Annotated in this window: 14 protein-coding genes; 6 read left to right on the forward strand and 8 right to left on the reverse strand. The window is 72.5% G+C overall.

Going from position 1 to position 15,112, the window contains the following annotated elements; all coding sequences use genetic code 11:
• Positions 1-40 precede the first annotated feature (40 nt).
• From DJ010_RS16410 to DJ010_RS16430, 5 genes are all read left to right on the forward strand, one after another.
• Entirely contained in the window at positions 41-1,114 is a 1,074-nt protein-coding gene (locus DJ010_RS16410; RefSeq protein WP_158283035.1) for a P1 family peptidase, read from the forward strand.
• The gene (locus tag DJ010_RS16415) at positions 1,107-3,023 is read left to right on the forward strand and encodes a CocE/NonD family hydrolase (RefSeq protein WP_109695753.1); all 1,917 of its coding nucleotides are present in this window, start codon (positions 1,107-1,109) and stop codon (positions 3,021-3,023) included. Before DJ010_RS16410 ends, DJ010_RS16415 begins: the two co-directional genes overlap by 8 nt.
• Before the next feature lie 49 nt (positions 3,024-3,072).
• Positions 3,073-3,588 (forward strand): MarR family winged helix-turn-helix transcriptional regulator, encoded by a 516-nt coding sequence (locus tag DJ010_RS16420; protein WP_158283036.1) that lies wholly within the window; start codon positions 3,073-3,075, stop codon positions 3,586-3,588.
• 277 nt (positions 3,589-3,865) lie between these two features.
• Positions 3,866-4,792, forward strand: a complete 927-nt coding sequence (locus DJ010_RS16425) for an MFS transporter (RefSeq protein ID WP_245927629.1) — start codon at positions 3,866-3,868, stop codon at positions 4,790-4,792.
• A 22-nt stretch (positions 4,793-4,814) separates the two neighbouring features.
• Positions 4,815-4,994, forward strand: coding sequence for a hypothetical protein (locus DJ010_RS16430; RefSeq protein ID WP_109695757.1), 180 nt, complete (start codon positions 4,815-4,817; stop codon positions 4,992-4,994).
• A gap of 158 nt (positions 4,995-5,152) precedes the next feature.
• Here DJ010_RS16430 and DJ010_RS16435 read toward each other — a convergent pair whose 3' ends face one another.
• Positions 5,153-6,289: an aromatic ring-hydroxylating oxygenase subunit alpha gene (locus DJ010_RS16435; protein ID WP_211318836.1), complete on the reverse strand. Its 1,137-nt coding sequence runs from the start codon at positions 6,287-6,289 to the stop codon at positions 5,153-5,155.
• Positions 6,290-6,351: 62 nt separating this feature from the next.
• Here DJ010_RS16435 and DJ010_RS16440 point away from each other — a divergent pair, with 62 nt between their 5' ends.
• A complete protein-coding gene (locus DJ010_RS16440; RefSeq protein ID WP_158283038.1) occupies positions 6,352-6,978 on the forward strand; it encodes a TetR/AcrR family transcriptional regulator in 627 nt (208 codons plus the stop codon).
• A 13-nt stretch (positions 6,979-6,991) separates the two neighbouring features.
• On the opposite strand, the gene solA is transcribed toward DJ010_RS16440, so the two are convergent.
• Genes solA through DJ010_RS16475 form a run of 7 tightly spaced genes read right to left on the reverse strand, consistent with a single transcriptional unit; the run spans position 6,992 to position 15,005 of the window.
• A complete protein-coding gene (solA, locus tag DJ010_RS16445; RefSeq protein ID WP_158283039.1) occupies positions 6,992-8,152 on the reverse strand; it encodes an N-methyl-L-tryptophan oxidase in 1,161 nt (386 codons plus the stop codon).
• Positions 8,149-9,255: an aromatic ring-hydroxylating oxygenase subunit alpha gene (locus DJ010_RS16450; protein ID WP_211318837.1), complete on the reverse strand. Its 1,107-nt coding sequence runs from the start codon at positions 9,253-9,255 to the stop codon at positions 8,149-8,151. Before DJ010_RS16450 ends, solA begins: the two co-directional genes overlap by 4 nt.
• A gap of 41 nt (positions 9,256-9,296) precedes the next feature.
• On the reverse strand, positions 9,297-10,310 hold the full coding sequence (locus tag DJ010_RS16455) for an ABC transporter ATP-binding protein (protein WP_109695763.1): 1,014 nt from the start codon (positions 10,308-10,310) through the stop codon (positions 9,297-9,299).
• Entirely contained in the window at positions 10,307-11,272 is a 966-nt protein-coding gene (locus DJ010_RS16460; protein ID WP_109695765.1) for an ABC transporter ATP-binding protein, read from the reverse strand. The genes DJ010_RS16455 and DJ010_RS16460 overlap by 4 nt, the downstream gene beginning before the upstream one ends.
• The gene (locus DJ010_RS16465; protein WP_109695767.1) at positions 11,272-12,180 is read right to left on the reverse strand and encodes an ABC transporter permease; all 909 of its coding nucleotides are present in this window, start codon (positions 12,178-12,180) and stop codon (positions 11,272-11,274) included. The genes DJ010_RS16460 and DJ010_RS16465 overlap by 1 nt, the downstream gene beginning before the upstream one ends.
• Before the next feature lie 4 nt (positions 12,181-12,184).
• Complete coding sequence (locus DJ010_RS16470) at positions 12,185-13,234, reverse strand: ABC transporter permease (RefSeq protein WP_109695769.1); 1,050 nt, start codon at positions 13,232-13,234, stop codon at positions 12,185-12,187.
• Positions 13,235-13,241: 7 nt separating this feature from the next.
• Positions 13,242-15,005, reverse strand: a complete 1,764-nt coding sequence (locus DJ010_RS16475) for an ABC transporter substrate-binding protein (protein ID WP_158283040.1) — start codon at positions 15,003-15,005, stop codon at positions 13,242-13,244.
• Between the last annotated feature and the right edge of the window lie 107 nt (positions 15,006-15,112).

The raw sequence follows: 15,112 nt of genomic DNA on the forward strand, positions 1-15,112 counted from the left end.
AGTATGGCGTCCGAGCGGTCCCTCCCGCGAGGATGTGCGCATGCCGCGCGCACGAGAGATCGGGATCGAGATCGGCGTCCTCCCGACCGGGCCGACCAACTCCGTCCTCGACGTGCCCGGCGTCGGGGTCGGGCACACCACTCTCCATCGCGACGAGGCACCGCCGCCCCAGGGGCGCGGCATCGCGCGCACCGGGGTGACCGCGCTCGTGATTGCCGAGGACGCCTACGACCGGCCCCTGGCCACCGGCGGTGCGGTCCTCAACGGCGCCGGCGAGCTCACCGGCTCCGTGGGCGCCGGCGAGTGGGGGATGCTCGAGACACCGATCTACCTGACGTCGACCATGCAGCTGGGACGGGTCTACGACTCCGCCTGCCGGATCGAGCTCGAGCGCGACGTGCGCGTCGCCGACGGCGTGGTGATCCCCGTGGTCGGCGAGTGCGACGACTCCTTCCTCAACGACTGCCGGCGGATGCAGGTCGAGCACGAGGACGTGGTCGCCGCGCATGCCGCTGCCCTCGCGGCGCGGGGCGCCTCCGCAGCGCCGGACGAGGGCGCGGTCGGCGCCGGCACCGGGATGTCGTGCCTGGGCTTCAAGGGCGGGATCGGTACGGCGTCGCGGGTCACCCCGGAGGGGCACACCGTCGCGGTGCTGCTCCTCACCAACTTCGGTGAGCGGAAGCGGCTGACGGTCGACGGCCACCACGTCGGCCGGTTGCTGCCCGAGGATCCTGACCCGGACCGGGCGGAGGGGTCCTGCATCGGGATCGTCGTCACCGACGCGCCGGTGCAGAGCGCCGACTGCGCACGACTGGCCCGCCGGATCGGGCTGGGACTGGCGCGGACCGGCTCGACCGCCCACAACGGGAGCGGTGAGATCTTCCTCGGCGTCTCCACCACGCGCCGGGCGCAGGAGCTGGCGTGGGAGGGGGGCGCGGTCGTCTCCGGGCCCGGCCTCAACGACCTCTTCGAGGGCGTCGTCGACGCCACCGAGGAGGCGGTGCTCAACTCGATGCTGACGGCCCCGACCACCACCGGCAGGGACGGCAACACGAGCGAGGGGCTCGATCCCGCGGTCGTCGCCCGACTGCTGAGCGAGCACGCCCGTGACTGAGCTGGACGTCCGGATCCCGATGTCGGACGGCGCCGAGCTCGCGGCGACCCTCTACCTCCCCGACCCCGCCCGGGGCCCGCAGCCGTGCCTGCTCGAGGCGCTCCCCTACCGCAAGGACGACCTGACGTCGTCGTACTCCGAGAGCTACCGGCGACTGCGGGACGAGTTCGGGTACGCCGTCTGCCGGGTCGACGTGCGGGGCACCGGGTCGTCCTCGGGCGACCCGACCGACGAGTACCCCGAGGCCGAGCAGCGCGACCTGGTCGAGGTCATCGCCTGGCTGGCCGCGCGGGAGTGGTGCGACGGCGGCGTGGGGATGTGGGGCACGTCGTACTCCGGCTTCAACTCGCTCCAGATCGCCGCCGAGCGGCCGCCGGCGCTCAAGGCGGTGTGCGCCATCTACTCCAGCGACGACCGGTGGACCGACGACGTGCACTGGCGCGGCGGGGCGCTGCGGCTGGTCGACCTCGTCGACTACGACCACTACATGACACCGATGCCGGTGCTGCCGCCTGTGCCCGCGGTGTGGGGCGAGGACTGGCGCGAGGAGTGGCGGCGGCGGCTGGCGACGGTCGAGCCGTGGGTGCTCACCTGGCTGCGCGAGAACCGCGACGGGCCCTACTGGCGGCACGGGTCGCTGCGACGCGACGGTTCCGACGCGGGCTACGACCGGATCCAGTGCCCGGTGATGCTGGTCGCTGGCTGGGCCGACGGCTACCGCAACAACTCCTTCCGCACCGTGGGGGCGCTCGGCCGGGCCGGGGTGCCCTACCGGCTGCTGGCCGGGCCGTGGGTGCACGCCGACCCGACGACCGCCTACCCAGGGCCGCGGATCGACCTCGACGTCGAGATGATGGCGTGGTTCGACCGCTGGCTGCGCGGCACCGGCGCACAGGACAGCAGGGTGGAGGTGTTCGTGCGGACGCCGACCCGCCCCGCCGCGTTCCTCGACCAGCACGAGGGCTACTGGGTGCGCGACACCTGGCCCTCCCCGCGTTCGTCGGTGGAGACCCGGCCGCTCCCGGGACCGCGGGCGCTCGTCGTACGACCGGACGTCGGGACCGCTGCCTGGATCGACTGCGCCGGCCACCTTCCGTGGGGCCTCTCCGGAGACCAGCGGGAGGACGACGCCCACTCGCTGACCTTCGACTGGCCGGCCGAGGGCGAGGTGGTCGTGGGGCATCCGGTCGCGCGGCTGCAGGTGTCCGCCGACGCCCCGCTCGCCTCCCTGTCGGTGAAGCTCAACGACGTCTTCCCCGACGGCGCCTCGGCGCTGGTCTCGCGCGGCAGCCTCGACCTCGCCTACCGCGACGGCGTGCACGCACCTGCCGCTCCGTCACCCCTGGTGCCCGGCGAGGTCTACGACGTCGCGGTCGAGCTCGACGCGTGCGCCTACGAGTTCACGCCCGGCCAGACCGTGCGGCTCTCGATCGCCGGCGCCGACTGGCCGAACACCATCGCTCCCCCGGCCCCGGTCACGCTGACCATCCACGGCGGTGAGCTAGAGCTGCCGCGGTACTCCCCCGAGCCGTGGGACCCGGGTTTCGCGCCGGGCGCCGACGAGTCGTCGGAGGACCCGTCCGGGGTCTCGTGGACGGTCACCCGCGACGTCCTGCGCGAGACCACGACCTGCTCGGTGCGCCACGGCTCGACCTACGACGTCCCCCACGGCGGCACCGCCACCGAGGAGTACGCCGGTGACGTCGTCGTCGACAACCGCACCTTCGCCCAGCACGCCGAGGCCACCTGCACCTACCGCCTCACCTGGCCCGGCACCGACGTCCGCGTCACCTCGTCCCTGCGGGTCGACGTCACCGGCGCCGGCTACGACGTCACCACCGACGTCACCGCCTACGAGGGCGACCAGCAGGTCTCGCACCGCGAGTGGTCGGAGCACGTGCCGCGGTGAGGCTGAGCTGATTATTTGACTGAGTCAGGCAATGGCGTACCGTGGAGTGATGGCTCGTCTCGAGAACCTCCTCGGCGCCTGGTCCCTGACCGTGGCCGACCGGATGGCGGCCGCCGGTCGTGAGACCGGGTTGGCGGCGTCCGACCAGGCGGCGGTGGTGACGCTGCTGGCGCATCCCGACCGCACCGTCTCGTGGCTGGGCGAGGTGCTGGCGCTGACCAGCTCGGGCGTCACCCGGCTGGTCGACCGGCTGGTCGCGGCGGGGTGGGTGGTGCGCTCCCCCGGCGAGGACGCCCGCCAGCGCCGGCTGCGGCTCACGGAAGTGGGGGAAGACCTCGCGCAGCGGGTGGTGGACGCGCGCGGTGCGACGCTGGCTGACTGCCTCGCGCCGCTCGACGACCGCACCCGCGGGCAGCTGGAGCGGGCGCTCGACCGGCTGCTGGGGTCGTCGACCGAGGCGCTGCCGGTCGCGATGCGGACCTGCCGTCTCTGTGACCGCACCGCCTGCCGGGCCGAGGGCAACGACTGTCCGCTGGACCACACGAAGGGCGAGGACGAGCGATGACGGCGACAAGCGCGGCATCGCGACCCGTCACCACCGCTGCCGTCGTGGTGCCGGGCACCGCGATGATCGCGATCACCTTCGGCCTGGCCCGCTACGGCTACGGGCTGCTCCTGCCCGAGATGAAGGCGGAGGTCGGCATCGGACCGAGCATCGCGGGCCTCATCTCCGCTCTCGGCTACCTCTCCTACCTGGTGGCCAACGCCGCCGTCGTGCCGCTCACGTCGCGGCTCGGCGCCCGGGTGGCCGTCGCGGCGCAGCGGGGTCCGCAGCGGTCGGGATGGCGGTCATCGCCGTCGCTCCCACCGCATGGACCGTCGCCGTCGGGGTGCTCGTCGCCGGCGCAGCGGCCGGCATGGCCTTCCCGCCGTACGCCGACATCGTCGACCGACACGTCGACGCCCCACGCCGGGCCGTGGTCTGGTCGGTGATCAGCTCCGGGACCGGGTGGGGCGTCGCGCTCGCCGGACCCGTCGCGATCCTCGCCGGCGACCAGTGGCGAGCGGCCTGGGCGGCGTTCGTGGTCCTCGCGGCCGTCGCCGGTGTCGCAGCGACCAGGCTCGCGCCACCGAACGACGACTCGACGCTGCGACGGCCGCAGCTGAGCCCGAGCTGGTTCTTCTGCCCGCGGTCCCGACCGCTCCTCACCTCGGCCGTGCTCGTCGGTGTCGGCAGCTCGGTGTGGTGGGTCTACAGCGTCGACGCCCTCCAGGACGCCGGGATCGCCGCCACCCCGGCCCGCGCGGTGTACGCCGTGTGCGGTGCCGCGATGCTCCTCGGGTCGGTGAGCGGGTTCGCCTTCGAGCGCATGGGACTGCGCACGACGTACCTCGGCTCGATCCTCCTGCTCGCCGTCTCCCTCGGCCTGCTCGGCGCCGCCACCGCGCACCTCGTGGCCGCCTTCGGGGCGGCGGTCCTCTTCGGCGCCTGCTACGCCGCGATCATCGCCGCGCACGGCGTGTGGAGCGCCCGGGTCTTCGAGGACCACCCGGCGGCCGGCCTCGCCGCCGTCAGCACCGCACTGACGCTCGGGATGCTGGCCGGGCCGGTCGCGGCGGGCGCGGTCATCGAGCAGTCCGGCCACGCGGCGGCGCTGGCCGGTGCGGCCGTGCTGACCGCCGCGGCCCTGCCGTTCTGCCCACCGACCGCACGCCGCCGCGCCGCCCTTGCCCACCACGACTGCACGGCCGCTCCCGTGCGCCCCTGAACCGCTGTGGGACGCTGAGGACGTGGCAACCCGACCGATCAAGGCGCCGATGCTCGTCGTCGCCGCCCTGTGCCTGATGACCGCACTCCTCGGCGCCGCGATGGTGTTCTCCGACAGCGGTCAGGCGCTCGGCTTCGCGCTGCTGGGCTTCTTCGGAGCCGGGGCGTTCGTGCTCGGACGCAAGGGTTTCGGGTTCGACTAGGGCCCGAGGGAGCCAGGACGGCGTCTCGATACGTCCTCGCCTGGCGGCTCGGACTACTCGACGACCGGAGGTCGCTTGGCGGCTCGGACTACTCGACGACCGGAGGTCGCTTGGCGGCTCGGACTACTCGACGACCGGAGGTCGCTTGGCGGCTCGGACTACTCGACGACCGGAAGCCGCAGCCCCCCGTCCCGGTAGGCGCCCTCGATCATCGTCACCAGTTGGGAGACTGCGTCCTCGTTGGGCGCGAACGGCCCGGGCCGGAAGTGGGGGCTGGCGAGGCCGCGCTGCACCGATTCGCACGCCGCCCAGTCCTGCTTGTTGGTGAGGTCCCAGAACTCGACGGCGGCCGCGGCGTCGGGGGCGGTGCCGTCGGCGCCCGGGAGGACGAGCCACGAGCACTCCACCCAGGTCCGGTCGGGCGCGAGCGGCACCATCCGGTGCGTCATCACGTAGTCGGGGTGGGCCGAGACCAGCAGGTTGGGGAGCAGGTGGACGTACTCCACGGTCGCCGGCGGCGCGTCCGGCAGCGGGGTCGCGGCCAGCTCGCCGGTGAGCGACATGGTGCGCATCCCGTCGCGGAGCTCCATCGAGCCGCCGACCCAGCCGCCCGGCAGGTCGTAGTTGTCCCCCGACGTCGGCGGGGTCACCTGGCACAGCTCGGGGTGGATGAGCGGGCAGTGGTAGCACTCGTGGTAGTTCTCGGCGATCACCTTCCAGTTCGCCTCGACCACGTAGGTGTGGCGGTCGCCGACGACCAGCGTCCCCACGCCGTACGGCGCCAGCACCGACTCGAACGCGCCGAGGTGCTCGTCGAACGACGGCACCTCGGGCGAGCCCGCCGCGTGCAGGGCGTGACCAAAGACCCAGCCCTGCCAGACCCGCACCGGCAGCTCGACCAGGCCGTGGTCGCCCGCGTCGAAGCCGTCCACGTCGCGGAACCCGGGAGCGCCGACCAGCCGCCCACCGAGGTCGTAGGTCCAGCCGTGGTAGGGGCAGGTGACCTTGCGCCGGTCGGACGTGCCGCCGTCGGGCAACAGCTCGTGGCCGCGGTGCCGGCAGGTGTTCGCGAACATCCGCACCGTGCCCGGCTCGCCCGCGTCCTGCACGACCAGGGCGGGGACGTCGCCGACCACGACCGCACGCTGGCGCACCGGCCGCTCGGCCCCGGGGAACAGGTCCTCGACCCGGCCCAGGCAGGTCCAGCTGCCGGCGTAGAGGTGTCGCCGCTCCCAGTCCAGCACCTCGGGCGAGGTGTAGGCCACGGCGGGCATCATCTGCACCGTCTTCGTCATGGTGCCTCCTCCGGCGATCGGGGTACTGCTGGTCCTATGCTGCGAGCCATGTGCGGTGGAGCGTGACCGGGACCGGGACCGCCGGTCGGCGGCGCCGCCGCAGCGTCGAGCTGCGGCGCGACGAGATCCTCGCCTCGACGACCGAGACCGTCGACCGGATCGGGCTCGAGGCGACGCGGGTCACCGACGTCGCGAAGGCGTTGAACGTCAGCCCGGCGCTGATCTTCTACCACTTCGGCACCAAGGACACGCTGGTCTCGGAGGCCTTCGCCTACGCGGTCGAGCGCGACCTGGCCCGGCTCGACAAGGCCACGGGCGCGGGCAAGGACCCGGTCGACAAGCTGCGACGCGCGCTGCGCTCCTACGGGCCGACCGGTGCGGCCAAGGGCTGGCGGATCTGGATCGACGCGTGGGCGCTGGCCCAGCGCGAGCCGGGGATCCGCAAGGTGCTGCGCGGCATGGAGCTGCGCTGGTGCGAGGTGCTGCGCGCGATGATCGACGAGGGCGTCTCCGACGGCTCGTTCACCTGCCCCGACCCGGACGCCGCCATCGCCCGGATCTCCGCGCTCATCGACGGCCTGTGCGTGGCCGCGCTGGTCTACCGCACGATCTCCCGCGAGCAGCTGCGCGGCTGGGTGGCGGAGACGGTCGCCCGCGAGCTCGGGATCGACCCGGCAGCGCTGTCCTGAGACGCCTCGCACGTCACACCAGCCAGTGCGCGGCGTAGGCCGGGTCGGTGAGGGCCGGCCGGTCGAGCCGGAAGTCGGTCAGGTCGGTGGCCGTGCCGCCGTCGACGGCGAGGTCGGCGAGCAGCCGCCCGAACGTCGGTGCGAACTTGAAGCCGTGCGCGGCGCCGAGCCCCACCACGACCGACGGCAGCTCCGGCACCGGCGCCAGCACGAAGTCGCGGTCCGGGGTCAGCGTGTACTGGCAGCGCAGCGACCGGACGGGCGGACCACTCCCCGGCAGCAGCTCGGCCATGAACGAGGCCAGCCGCTGCTCCATCGCGAGATCGGGCTCCGAGGTGCGGTCGTCGGGGTCCACGGTCGGCCCGCCACAGTCCTGGGCGGCCTTGACCGTGGCGTCGCCGTACGTCGGGAAGCCGTAGTACGACGGGTCGTCCATCCAGATCCACAACGGCATCCGGCCCGGGGCGAACCGCGCGGGGTCCGCCGGACGGAAGTAGGTCACCTGCTCGAGCGTCACCTCCACCGGCACGTGGAGGTCGAGGTGGCGCAGCACGTCGTTGACCCACGCGTCCGCAGTGACGACGAGCCCCCGGCACCCGAACGTCTCCTCCGCGGTGGCGACCTCCAAGCCGTCGCCGACGTCGGTCACGCCGACCACCGCACTGTGCGGCTGCAGCCGGGCGCCGAACCTCGTCGCCCGCTCCTGCAGGGTCCGGGTGCCCAGCGCCGCCGGGACGATGGCGGCGTCGCGCTGGTAGAGCGCCATCACGTCGTCGGCGAGGGCGAGCTGCGGCCAGCGCCGGGTGACCTCGGCGGGGTCCAGCATCTCGTGCTCGATCCCCACCTCGCGCAGCGAGTCGACGTAGTCGACGGGCGGGATCGCCGCGTCGCGCGGGAACAGGTCGAGGCCGCCGACCGTCGTGACGAGGTCGCGCCCGCTGACCTGCTCGAGCCGAGCCCAGTCGGCGTACGCCTCCTGCGTGAGCCGGACGTACGCCGGCGTGTGGTAGCTGTGCCGCAGGATCCGGCTGCTGTCGTGGCTGGCGCCGTGGGCGTGGCCGAGCTCGAACCGCTCGAGGCCCACGACCTCGTGCCCGCGCGAAGCGAGCTCATAGGCAGCGGCCGAGCCGAGCGCACCCAGACCGGCGACGACGTAGTCGGCGCGCGTGGTCACGACGCACCACCTGCGGGTCCCGCGAGCCTCGGCAGCAGCCAGCGCCGGATGTCGAGGCTGTCGTCCTCCATCGGCGCGAACCACCCGTGCCGATAGCTGCGCGACGACATCCCCCGCTGCACCGACTCGCACACCGCCCAGTCCTGGCGGTTGACGAGGTCCCACAGGTCGCCGGCGTCGCCCGGGTCGAAGTCGGCGGCCTCGACGGCCTGACGGGCGAAGAGCAGCGAGCACTCGACGGTCGTCCGGTCGGGTGCGTGCGGCCGCAGCACGAACGCGGCGACGTGGTCGGCCGAGGCCGACACCATCAGGTTCGGGTAGACGAGGTCGCCCTTGTGACGGGTGCGCTCCTCCTCGTCCAGGCCCGGCAGCGGCGCCCGGGTGGTGGTGCCGGTCGTCGTGAACGTCCACGCCCCCTCACGGTGCGGGATGCCGGCGTCCCAGTCCAGGTCGTCACCCCCGCCGGCGAACGACGGCACCAGCCGGCACAGCTCGGGGTGCACCGGTCCGCAGTGGTAGCACTCGTTGTAGTTCTCCAGCAGCACCTTGTAGTTGGCCGCCACCTCGTAGCGGAAGGTGGCGCCGACCACCAGGTCGGCCAAGCCGTAGTTGGCGAGGGTGCCGGCCGCGTGCGCCACCGCCTCCGCGAGCGGCGCCGCCCGCTGCGGCGTCAGGTGCACGAAGACGAAGCCGCCCCACACGTCGACGCCCACCGGGTCGAGCGCGAACGCCGTCGTGTCGTCGAGGTCGGCGTGCGGTGCGCGCAGCAGTCGGCCGTCGAGGGCGTAGGTCCACGAGTGGTAGGGGCAGCGCAGCGCCGATGCAGCGCACGCGACCGGCGGCGCGTCGTCGGGTGGGGCGGCGAGCAGCTGGCTGCCCCGGTGGCGGCACACGTTGTACGACGCGTGCAGGGCCCGGTCCTCGTCGCTGGTGACGAGCACGGACTCTCCCGCCACGTCCACCACGACGACCCGCGACGGCTCGGCCAGACCGAGCGCGTCGAGCCGGCCGACGCAGAACCACTCGCTGTGGAGCACGGCCTCGCGCTCGACGCGCCACGCCGCCTCGTCGACGTACATCTCCTTCGGGAGCGCCTCCTGCACCGCGCCTCCTTACTGATTCGTGAGTCAGTAAGAGGATCGTCTCATGACTCCGGCGTCGCCGCCAGATGGCAGGCGACCCGGTGGTCGCCACCGGCCGTGACGACCGGCAGCGGTGCGGTGCGGCACTTCTCGGCGATCCCGGCGGCCCCCGCGGTGCCGTCGGCGTAGGCCGGGCAGCGGGGATGGAACCGGCAGCCGCTCGGGATGCGGGTGGGGTCGGGCACCTCTCCCGTCAGCACGACCGGCGTCAGCTGCTCGATCTCGGGCACGACCGACAGCAGCGCCCGGGTGTAGGGGTGCCGCGGCGACTCGAGCACCTCCTCGGTCGAGCCGCACTCGACGACCCGTCCGAGGTACATCACGGCGATCCGGTCGGCGATGTTCCAGGCCAGGCCGAGGTCGTGGGTGACGACGATGATGCCGAGCCCGAGCGACTCGCGCAGGCCCAGCAGGAGCGCGAGGATCTCGCCGCGGATGGAGGCGTCGAGCGAGGAGACCGGCTCGTCGGCGACGAGCAGCCGTGGCCGCAGCGCCAACGCCCCGGCGATGAGCACCCGCTGCATCTGGCCGCCGGAGAGCTCGTGCGGGTAGCGCAGGAAGAGCCGCTCGGGCGGCCGGAGGCCCGCCTCCGACAGCGCTGCGGCGACCAGCTCGGCCTCGGTGCGACCCGCGGGGTCGCTGGCGACCCGCTTGTGGAGCCGGATCCCCTCGGCGACGGACTCGTAGACGGTCTGCTTCGGGTTGAGCGAGCCGACCGCGTCCTGGAGCACCATCTGCACCTCGCTGCGCAGCTTCCGCAGCGACTTGCTCGAGTACGACAGCGGCCGGCCGTCGAACAGCACCTCGCCCGAGGTCGGGCGCTGCAGCCCGACCAGGGTCCGGGCCAGGGTGGTCTTCCCCGAGCCGGACTCCCCCACCAACGCGAGGATCTCGCCGGGCCGTACCTCGACGTCCACGTCGTCCAGGGCGACGGCGACCTTCCCGGTGCGCGTCGTGAACCGCACGCCGAGCCCGGACGACTCCAGCAACGGCGTCACCCCGTCGGACGCCGTCATGCCGCCCCCACCCGGATGCAGGCCGACTGGCGGCCGCCGATATCGAGCAGCGGCGGCTCGGCCTCGCGGCAGGCGTCCACCGCCAGGGTGCAGCGGGGCTCGAACGTGCAGCCCGGTGGCGGGGCGTGCGGGTCGGGCGGGTCGCCGGCGAGGCCCGCTGGGGCGTACCTCGCCGCCGGGTCGCCGACCCGCGGGAACGCCTGGGCCAGCGCCTTCGCGTAGGGGTGCGCGGGGGCGCGGAACACCTGCTCGGCCGAGCCGCACTCGACCACGCGCCCGGCGTACATCACCGCCACCCGGTCGCAGACGTCGGAGAGGACCGAGAGGTCGTGGCTGATGATCAGCATCCCGACGCCGAGGTCCTTCACCAGCCCCGAGATCAGGTCGAGGATCTGCGCCTGCACCATCACGTCGAGCGCCGTGGTCGGCTCGTCGGCCACGATCAGCTGCGGCCGGCACGCCAGCGCCATCGCGATCATCACCCGCTGCCGCTGACCGCCCGAGAGCTGGTGGGGATAGACCCGGGACCGGGCCGCGGGGATGCCGACCTGCTCGAGCAGCTCCCCCACCCGGGCGGTGACCTCCGCCGTGGAGAGCCCCGGCTCGTGGAGCTGGATCGGCTCGGCGATCTGGGTCTCGATCCGACGCACCGGGTTGAGCGAGTGCAGGGCACCTTGGAACACGATCGATGCCTCGGCCCACCGCAGTGCGCGGAGGTCGCCCCAGCCCATGGTGAGCACGTCGCGACCGGCCACGAGGACCTCGCCCTCGACCACGGCGTCCTTGGGCTGGAGCCGCAGCACGGTGCTGGCGAGGGTCGACTTGCCGCAGCCGGACTCGCCGGCGATGCCGACCACCTCACCGGCGTCGACGACGAGGTCGACACCGCGGACGGCGGGCAGCGGCCCGTCGGCGGTCCGGTAGGACACGGACAGCCCGTCGAGCTCGAGCAGGTGGTCCATCAGCGCTCCCGCAGCCGTGGGTTGAAGACCTCCTCGAGCGCCTGCCCGATGAGCGTGAACGCCAGCACGACGAGCACGACGCAGATGCCGGGCGGCACGATGTACCACCAGGAGCCGGTCGTCATCGCCCCGACACCGAACGCTCCTTCGAGCATCGATCCCCACGACACCCGGCCCGGGTCGCCCAGACCGAGGAAGCTGAGCGTGGTCTCGGACAGGATCGCCACCGCCACCGTCAGCGTGGTGTTGGCGAAGACCATCGGCATCACGTTGGGCAGCACGTGCCGCGTCATCTGGTGCCATCGCCCCGCGCCGAGGACGCGGGCCCGCTCCAGGTAGGGGCGCTCCTTGATCGACAGGGTCTGGCTGCGGATCAGCAGGGCGGTGGCCGGCCAGCTGGTCACCCCGATGACGATCGCGATGTTGAGCAGCGACCGGCCCAGGACCACGGCGAGGATGATCGCCAGTGGCAGGAACGGGATGACCAGGAACCACTCGGTCAGCCGGTAGAGCAACCGCGAGGTCCAGCCCTCGAAGAACCCCGCGACCAGTCCGACGACGGTGCCGATCACCATCGAGATCGCGGTCGCCAGCAGGCCGACGAGCAGCGAGATCCGGGTGCCCCAGATCAGCATCGTCAGCACGGAACGGCCGCTCTCGTCGGTGCCGAGCCAGAACTCCCCCGACGGGCTCTCCAGCACGCCGCCGGTCGCCTTGGTGACCTTGAGTCCCTCGCCGTCGGCGAGCAGTGGCGCGGCCAGTGCGACGACGACGAAGACAGCGAGGATGCAGAGCCCGACCAGCCCGGCCCGGTGGCCGCGGAACAGGGCCCAGTTGCGTCGCCACGCGGCGGTACGACGACGCCGGGCGATCTGGCGCGCGGAGAGGGGCGGGGACGTCGTGCTCATCGCGTCACGTCCTGACCCTCGGGTCGAGGACGCCGTAGATGAGGTTGGCCACCAGGTTGGCCACGATCACCGCGCCGGAGGCCAGCAGGAAGGTGCCCTGCAGCACGTCGTAGTCGGGGATCGACAGCGCCTCGTAGGACAGCAGGCCCAAGCCGGGGATCGAGAAGATGGTCTCGATCGTGATCGCCCCGGAGACGACGAAGCCGATGTTGAGCGCGGCGAGCGTGGTGGTGGGCAGCAGCGCGTTCGGCACGGCGTGGCGCCGGCGCACCTCGACGTCGCGCAGGCCCTTGGCCCGGGCGGTGGTCAGGTAGTTCTCCCCCAGCTCGTCGAGCAGCGAGGAGCGCATGATCAACGAGTACTCCGCCAGGTAGGCCAGGGTCAGCGTGATCACCGGCAGCGTCAGGTGCCAGGCCGAGTCGAGCATCCCGCTGAGGCTCGACGGATCGGCGTCGATCGAGTTGAGCCCGCCGGTCGGGAAGATGCCGGGGAGCGGCCCGAACCCGACCGAGAGCCCCGCGATGAGCAGCAGCCCGAGCCACCACTCCGGCATCGAGTAGAGGGTGAGCGTGATCCCGGTGGAGAACCGGTCGAAGCCGCCGCCCCGCCGCCAGGCGCTGACCATGCCGAGGTAGACGCCGATCACGGTCGCGAGCAGCGTCGAGACGCCGACCAGCGCGATCGTCGGCCACATCCGGTCGACGATGAGCTCCGAGACCGGCACGTTGTAGCGGATCGAGACGCCGAGGTCGCCCTGCGCGGTGTTCTTCAGGTAGGTCAGGAACTGCTGCGCCAGCGGCTGGTCGAGGCCGTACTGCTCGCGGAACGCGTCCATCTGCTCCTTCGACACCACTCGTCCGCGGGTCAGGCTGCGGGCGGGATCGCCGGGCAGCACCCGGAACAGGAAGAAGTTGACGACGAGCACGAACAGCAGGCTGCCGAGCGCACCGAGCACCTTGCCGGCCAAGTAGCGCCCGAAGCTGCGTCGGGGCCCGGAGGCTTCCGCTGGCTCCGGTGCGGCCTCGGTGCCGGCCGCGGCGGCGAGCGTCGTCAAGGGGCGATCACTCCCGGGCGTCGGCGGTCGACCGTCGGCGCAGGGCCACCACGACGCCCCCGACCAGCAGCACCGCGAGCGCGGCGCCACCGATGATCAGCACCGTGTTGCTCGATTCGTCGTCCTCGCCGGAGGTGCTCGAGGCGCCGACCGCGGACTCGATGCCGTCGCAGTCGCCGGCCTCGTCCGCGGGCCGCAGCAGCGTGTAGTTGAACGATCCGTACTGCACGAGCAGCACCCCGCCCGGGTCCGGCTGCGGCTGGAAGCACGCGAACCGGTCGGTCCGCACGGCCTGGCCGTAGGTCGTGTACGCCACGACCAGGTAGGGCGCGTCGCGGTAGATGATCTCCTGCATCTGCTTGATGGTCTCGATCCGCTTCGCGTCGTCGACCTCGGCGTTCTGGGACTCGTAGAGCCGGTCGTACTCCTCGTTGCAGTACCAGGAGTCCGACGACCCTCCGCGGGCGTCGCACAGGAACACCGACAGGATCGCGTCGGGGTCGGGCTCGACGAACCAGCCCCAGTGGAACGCGTCGAAGTTGCCCTCGAGGACCACGTCGGTGAGCTGGTTGCTCTCCATCACGCTGACCTCGGCCTCGATGCCGATCTCGCCGAGCCACTCCTGGAAGAACTCCATCACGGTCTGCGAGCGCTCCTCCTCGGACCGTGCGAACAGCCGGAGCGTTCCGATCGGGCTGCCGTCCGGCATCGTCCGCAGCCCGTCGTCGCCCATGGTGTAGCCGGCCTCGTCGAGCAGCTCCCCGGCCTTGTCGAGGTCGAACGTGAACGCCAGGTCCTCGGGCGGCTCCCACCGGAAGGAGCCGTAGGCCGACGGGATGAACGTGGTTCCCGGCTCGGCCGCCCCCTGGTAGGCGGCCTCGACGATCCGGTCGAGGTCGAGGGCGTAGCCGAGCGCGTAGCGGAACGCCGGGTCCTGCAGCGCCGGGTTGCCGTCGCCGAGCGGCTCCCCGGACTCCGGGTCGACGGCGCCGACGTTGAAGGCGATCTCCTCGAAGTACGGCGAGATGCCGTTCTGGGCGTGGATGCCCTCGCGGTTCTGGAGCGACTCGACCTGGATCGGGGTGATGTCGTCGACGAAGTCGACCTCGCCCTTGATGATCGCCTGGATCGCCGGGTCCTCGCTCTTGTAGACGACGAACGCGACGCGGTCGACGTGCGGCGCACCGCGCCAGTAGCCGGGGTTGGCCTCGAACACGTAGCTGGACCCGCCGGCGGTGCCCTCGACCAGCCGGAACGGCCCCGACCCGACGACCGGCCCGCCGTCCGGCTCGTTGCGGTAGGACTTCACGTCCTTCTCGTCGACGTCCTTCCAGACGTGCTCGGGGAGGATCGGGATCGGCAGCAGCGGGAGCACGGCGTTCGGCTTCTCCAGCTCGAGCACGACCGTCGTGTCGTCCGGTGCCGTGGCGGTCTCCACCGACGTCAGGTAGGTGCCCCAGTTGCCGGCCTCCGGGCCGCCGTCGAGGATCCGCGTGTAGGTGTAGGCGATGTCGTGGGCGGTCAGCGGCTCGCCGTCGGACCAGGTCACGCCCTCGCGGATGTCGAACGTCCAGGTCAGGCCGTCGTCGGAGGTCTCCCACTCCGTCGCCAGCGCCGGCGCCGGCGACATGTCCTCCATCGTGTAGCCGACCATGAAGTCGTACATCAGCGCCCAGGCCTCGTACGACGCCGCCTGGTAGCCGTTGAACGGGTTGAACGAGTCGACCTCGTCGAGGATCGCGACCGTGAACGTGTCGTCGTCGGCCGCCACGGCACCCGGCGGCTGGACCGTCCCGGCGCCGAACGTGGTGAGGAGCAGCGCCGAGATCAGCGCTCCGATCGCTGCCAGCGACCGCCGAAGCGGTCTACGGTGCCCTC

This window comes from Nocardioides silvaticus (assembly GCF_003160695.1).
GTDB classification, from domain to species: domain Bacteria; phylum Actinomycetota; class Actinomycetes; order Propionibacteriales; family Nocardioidaceae; genus Nocardioides; species Nocardioides silvaticus.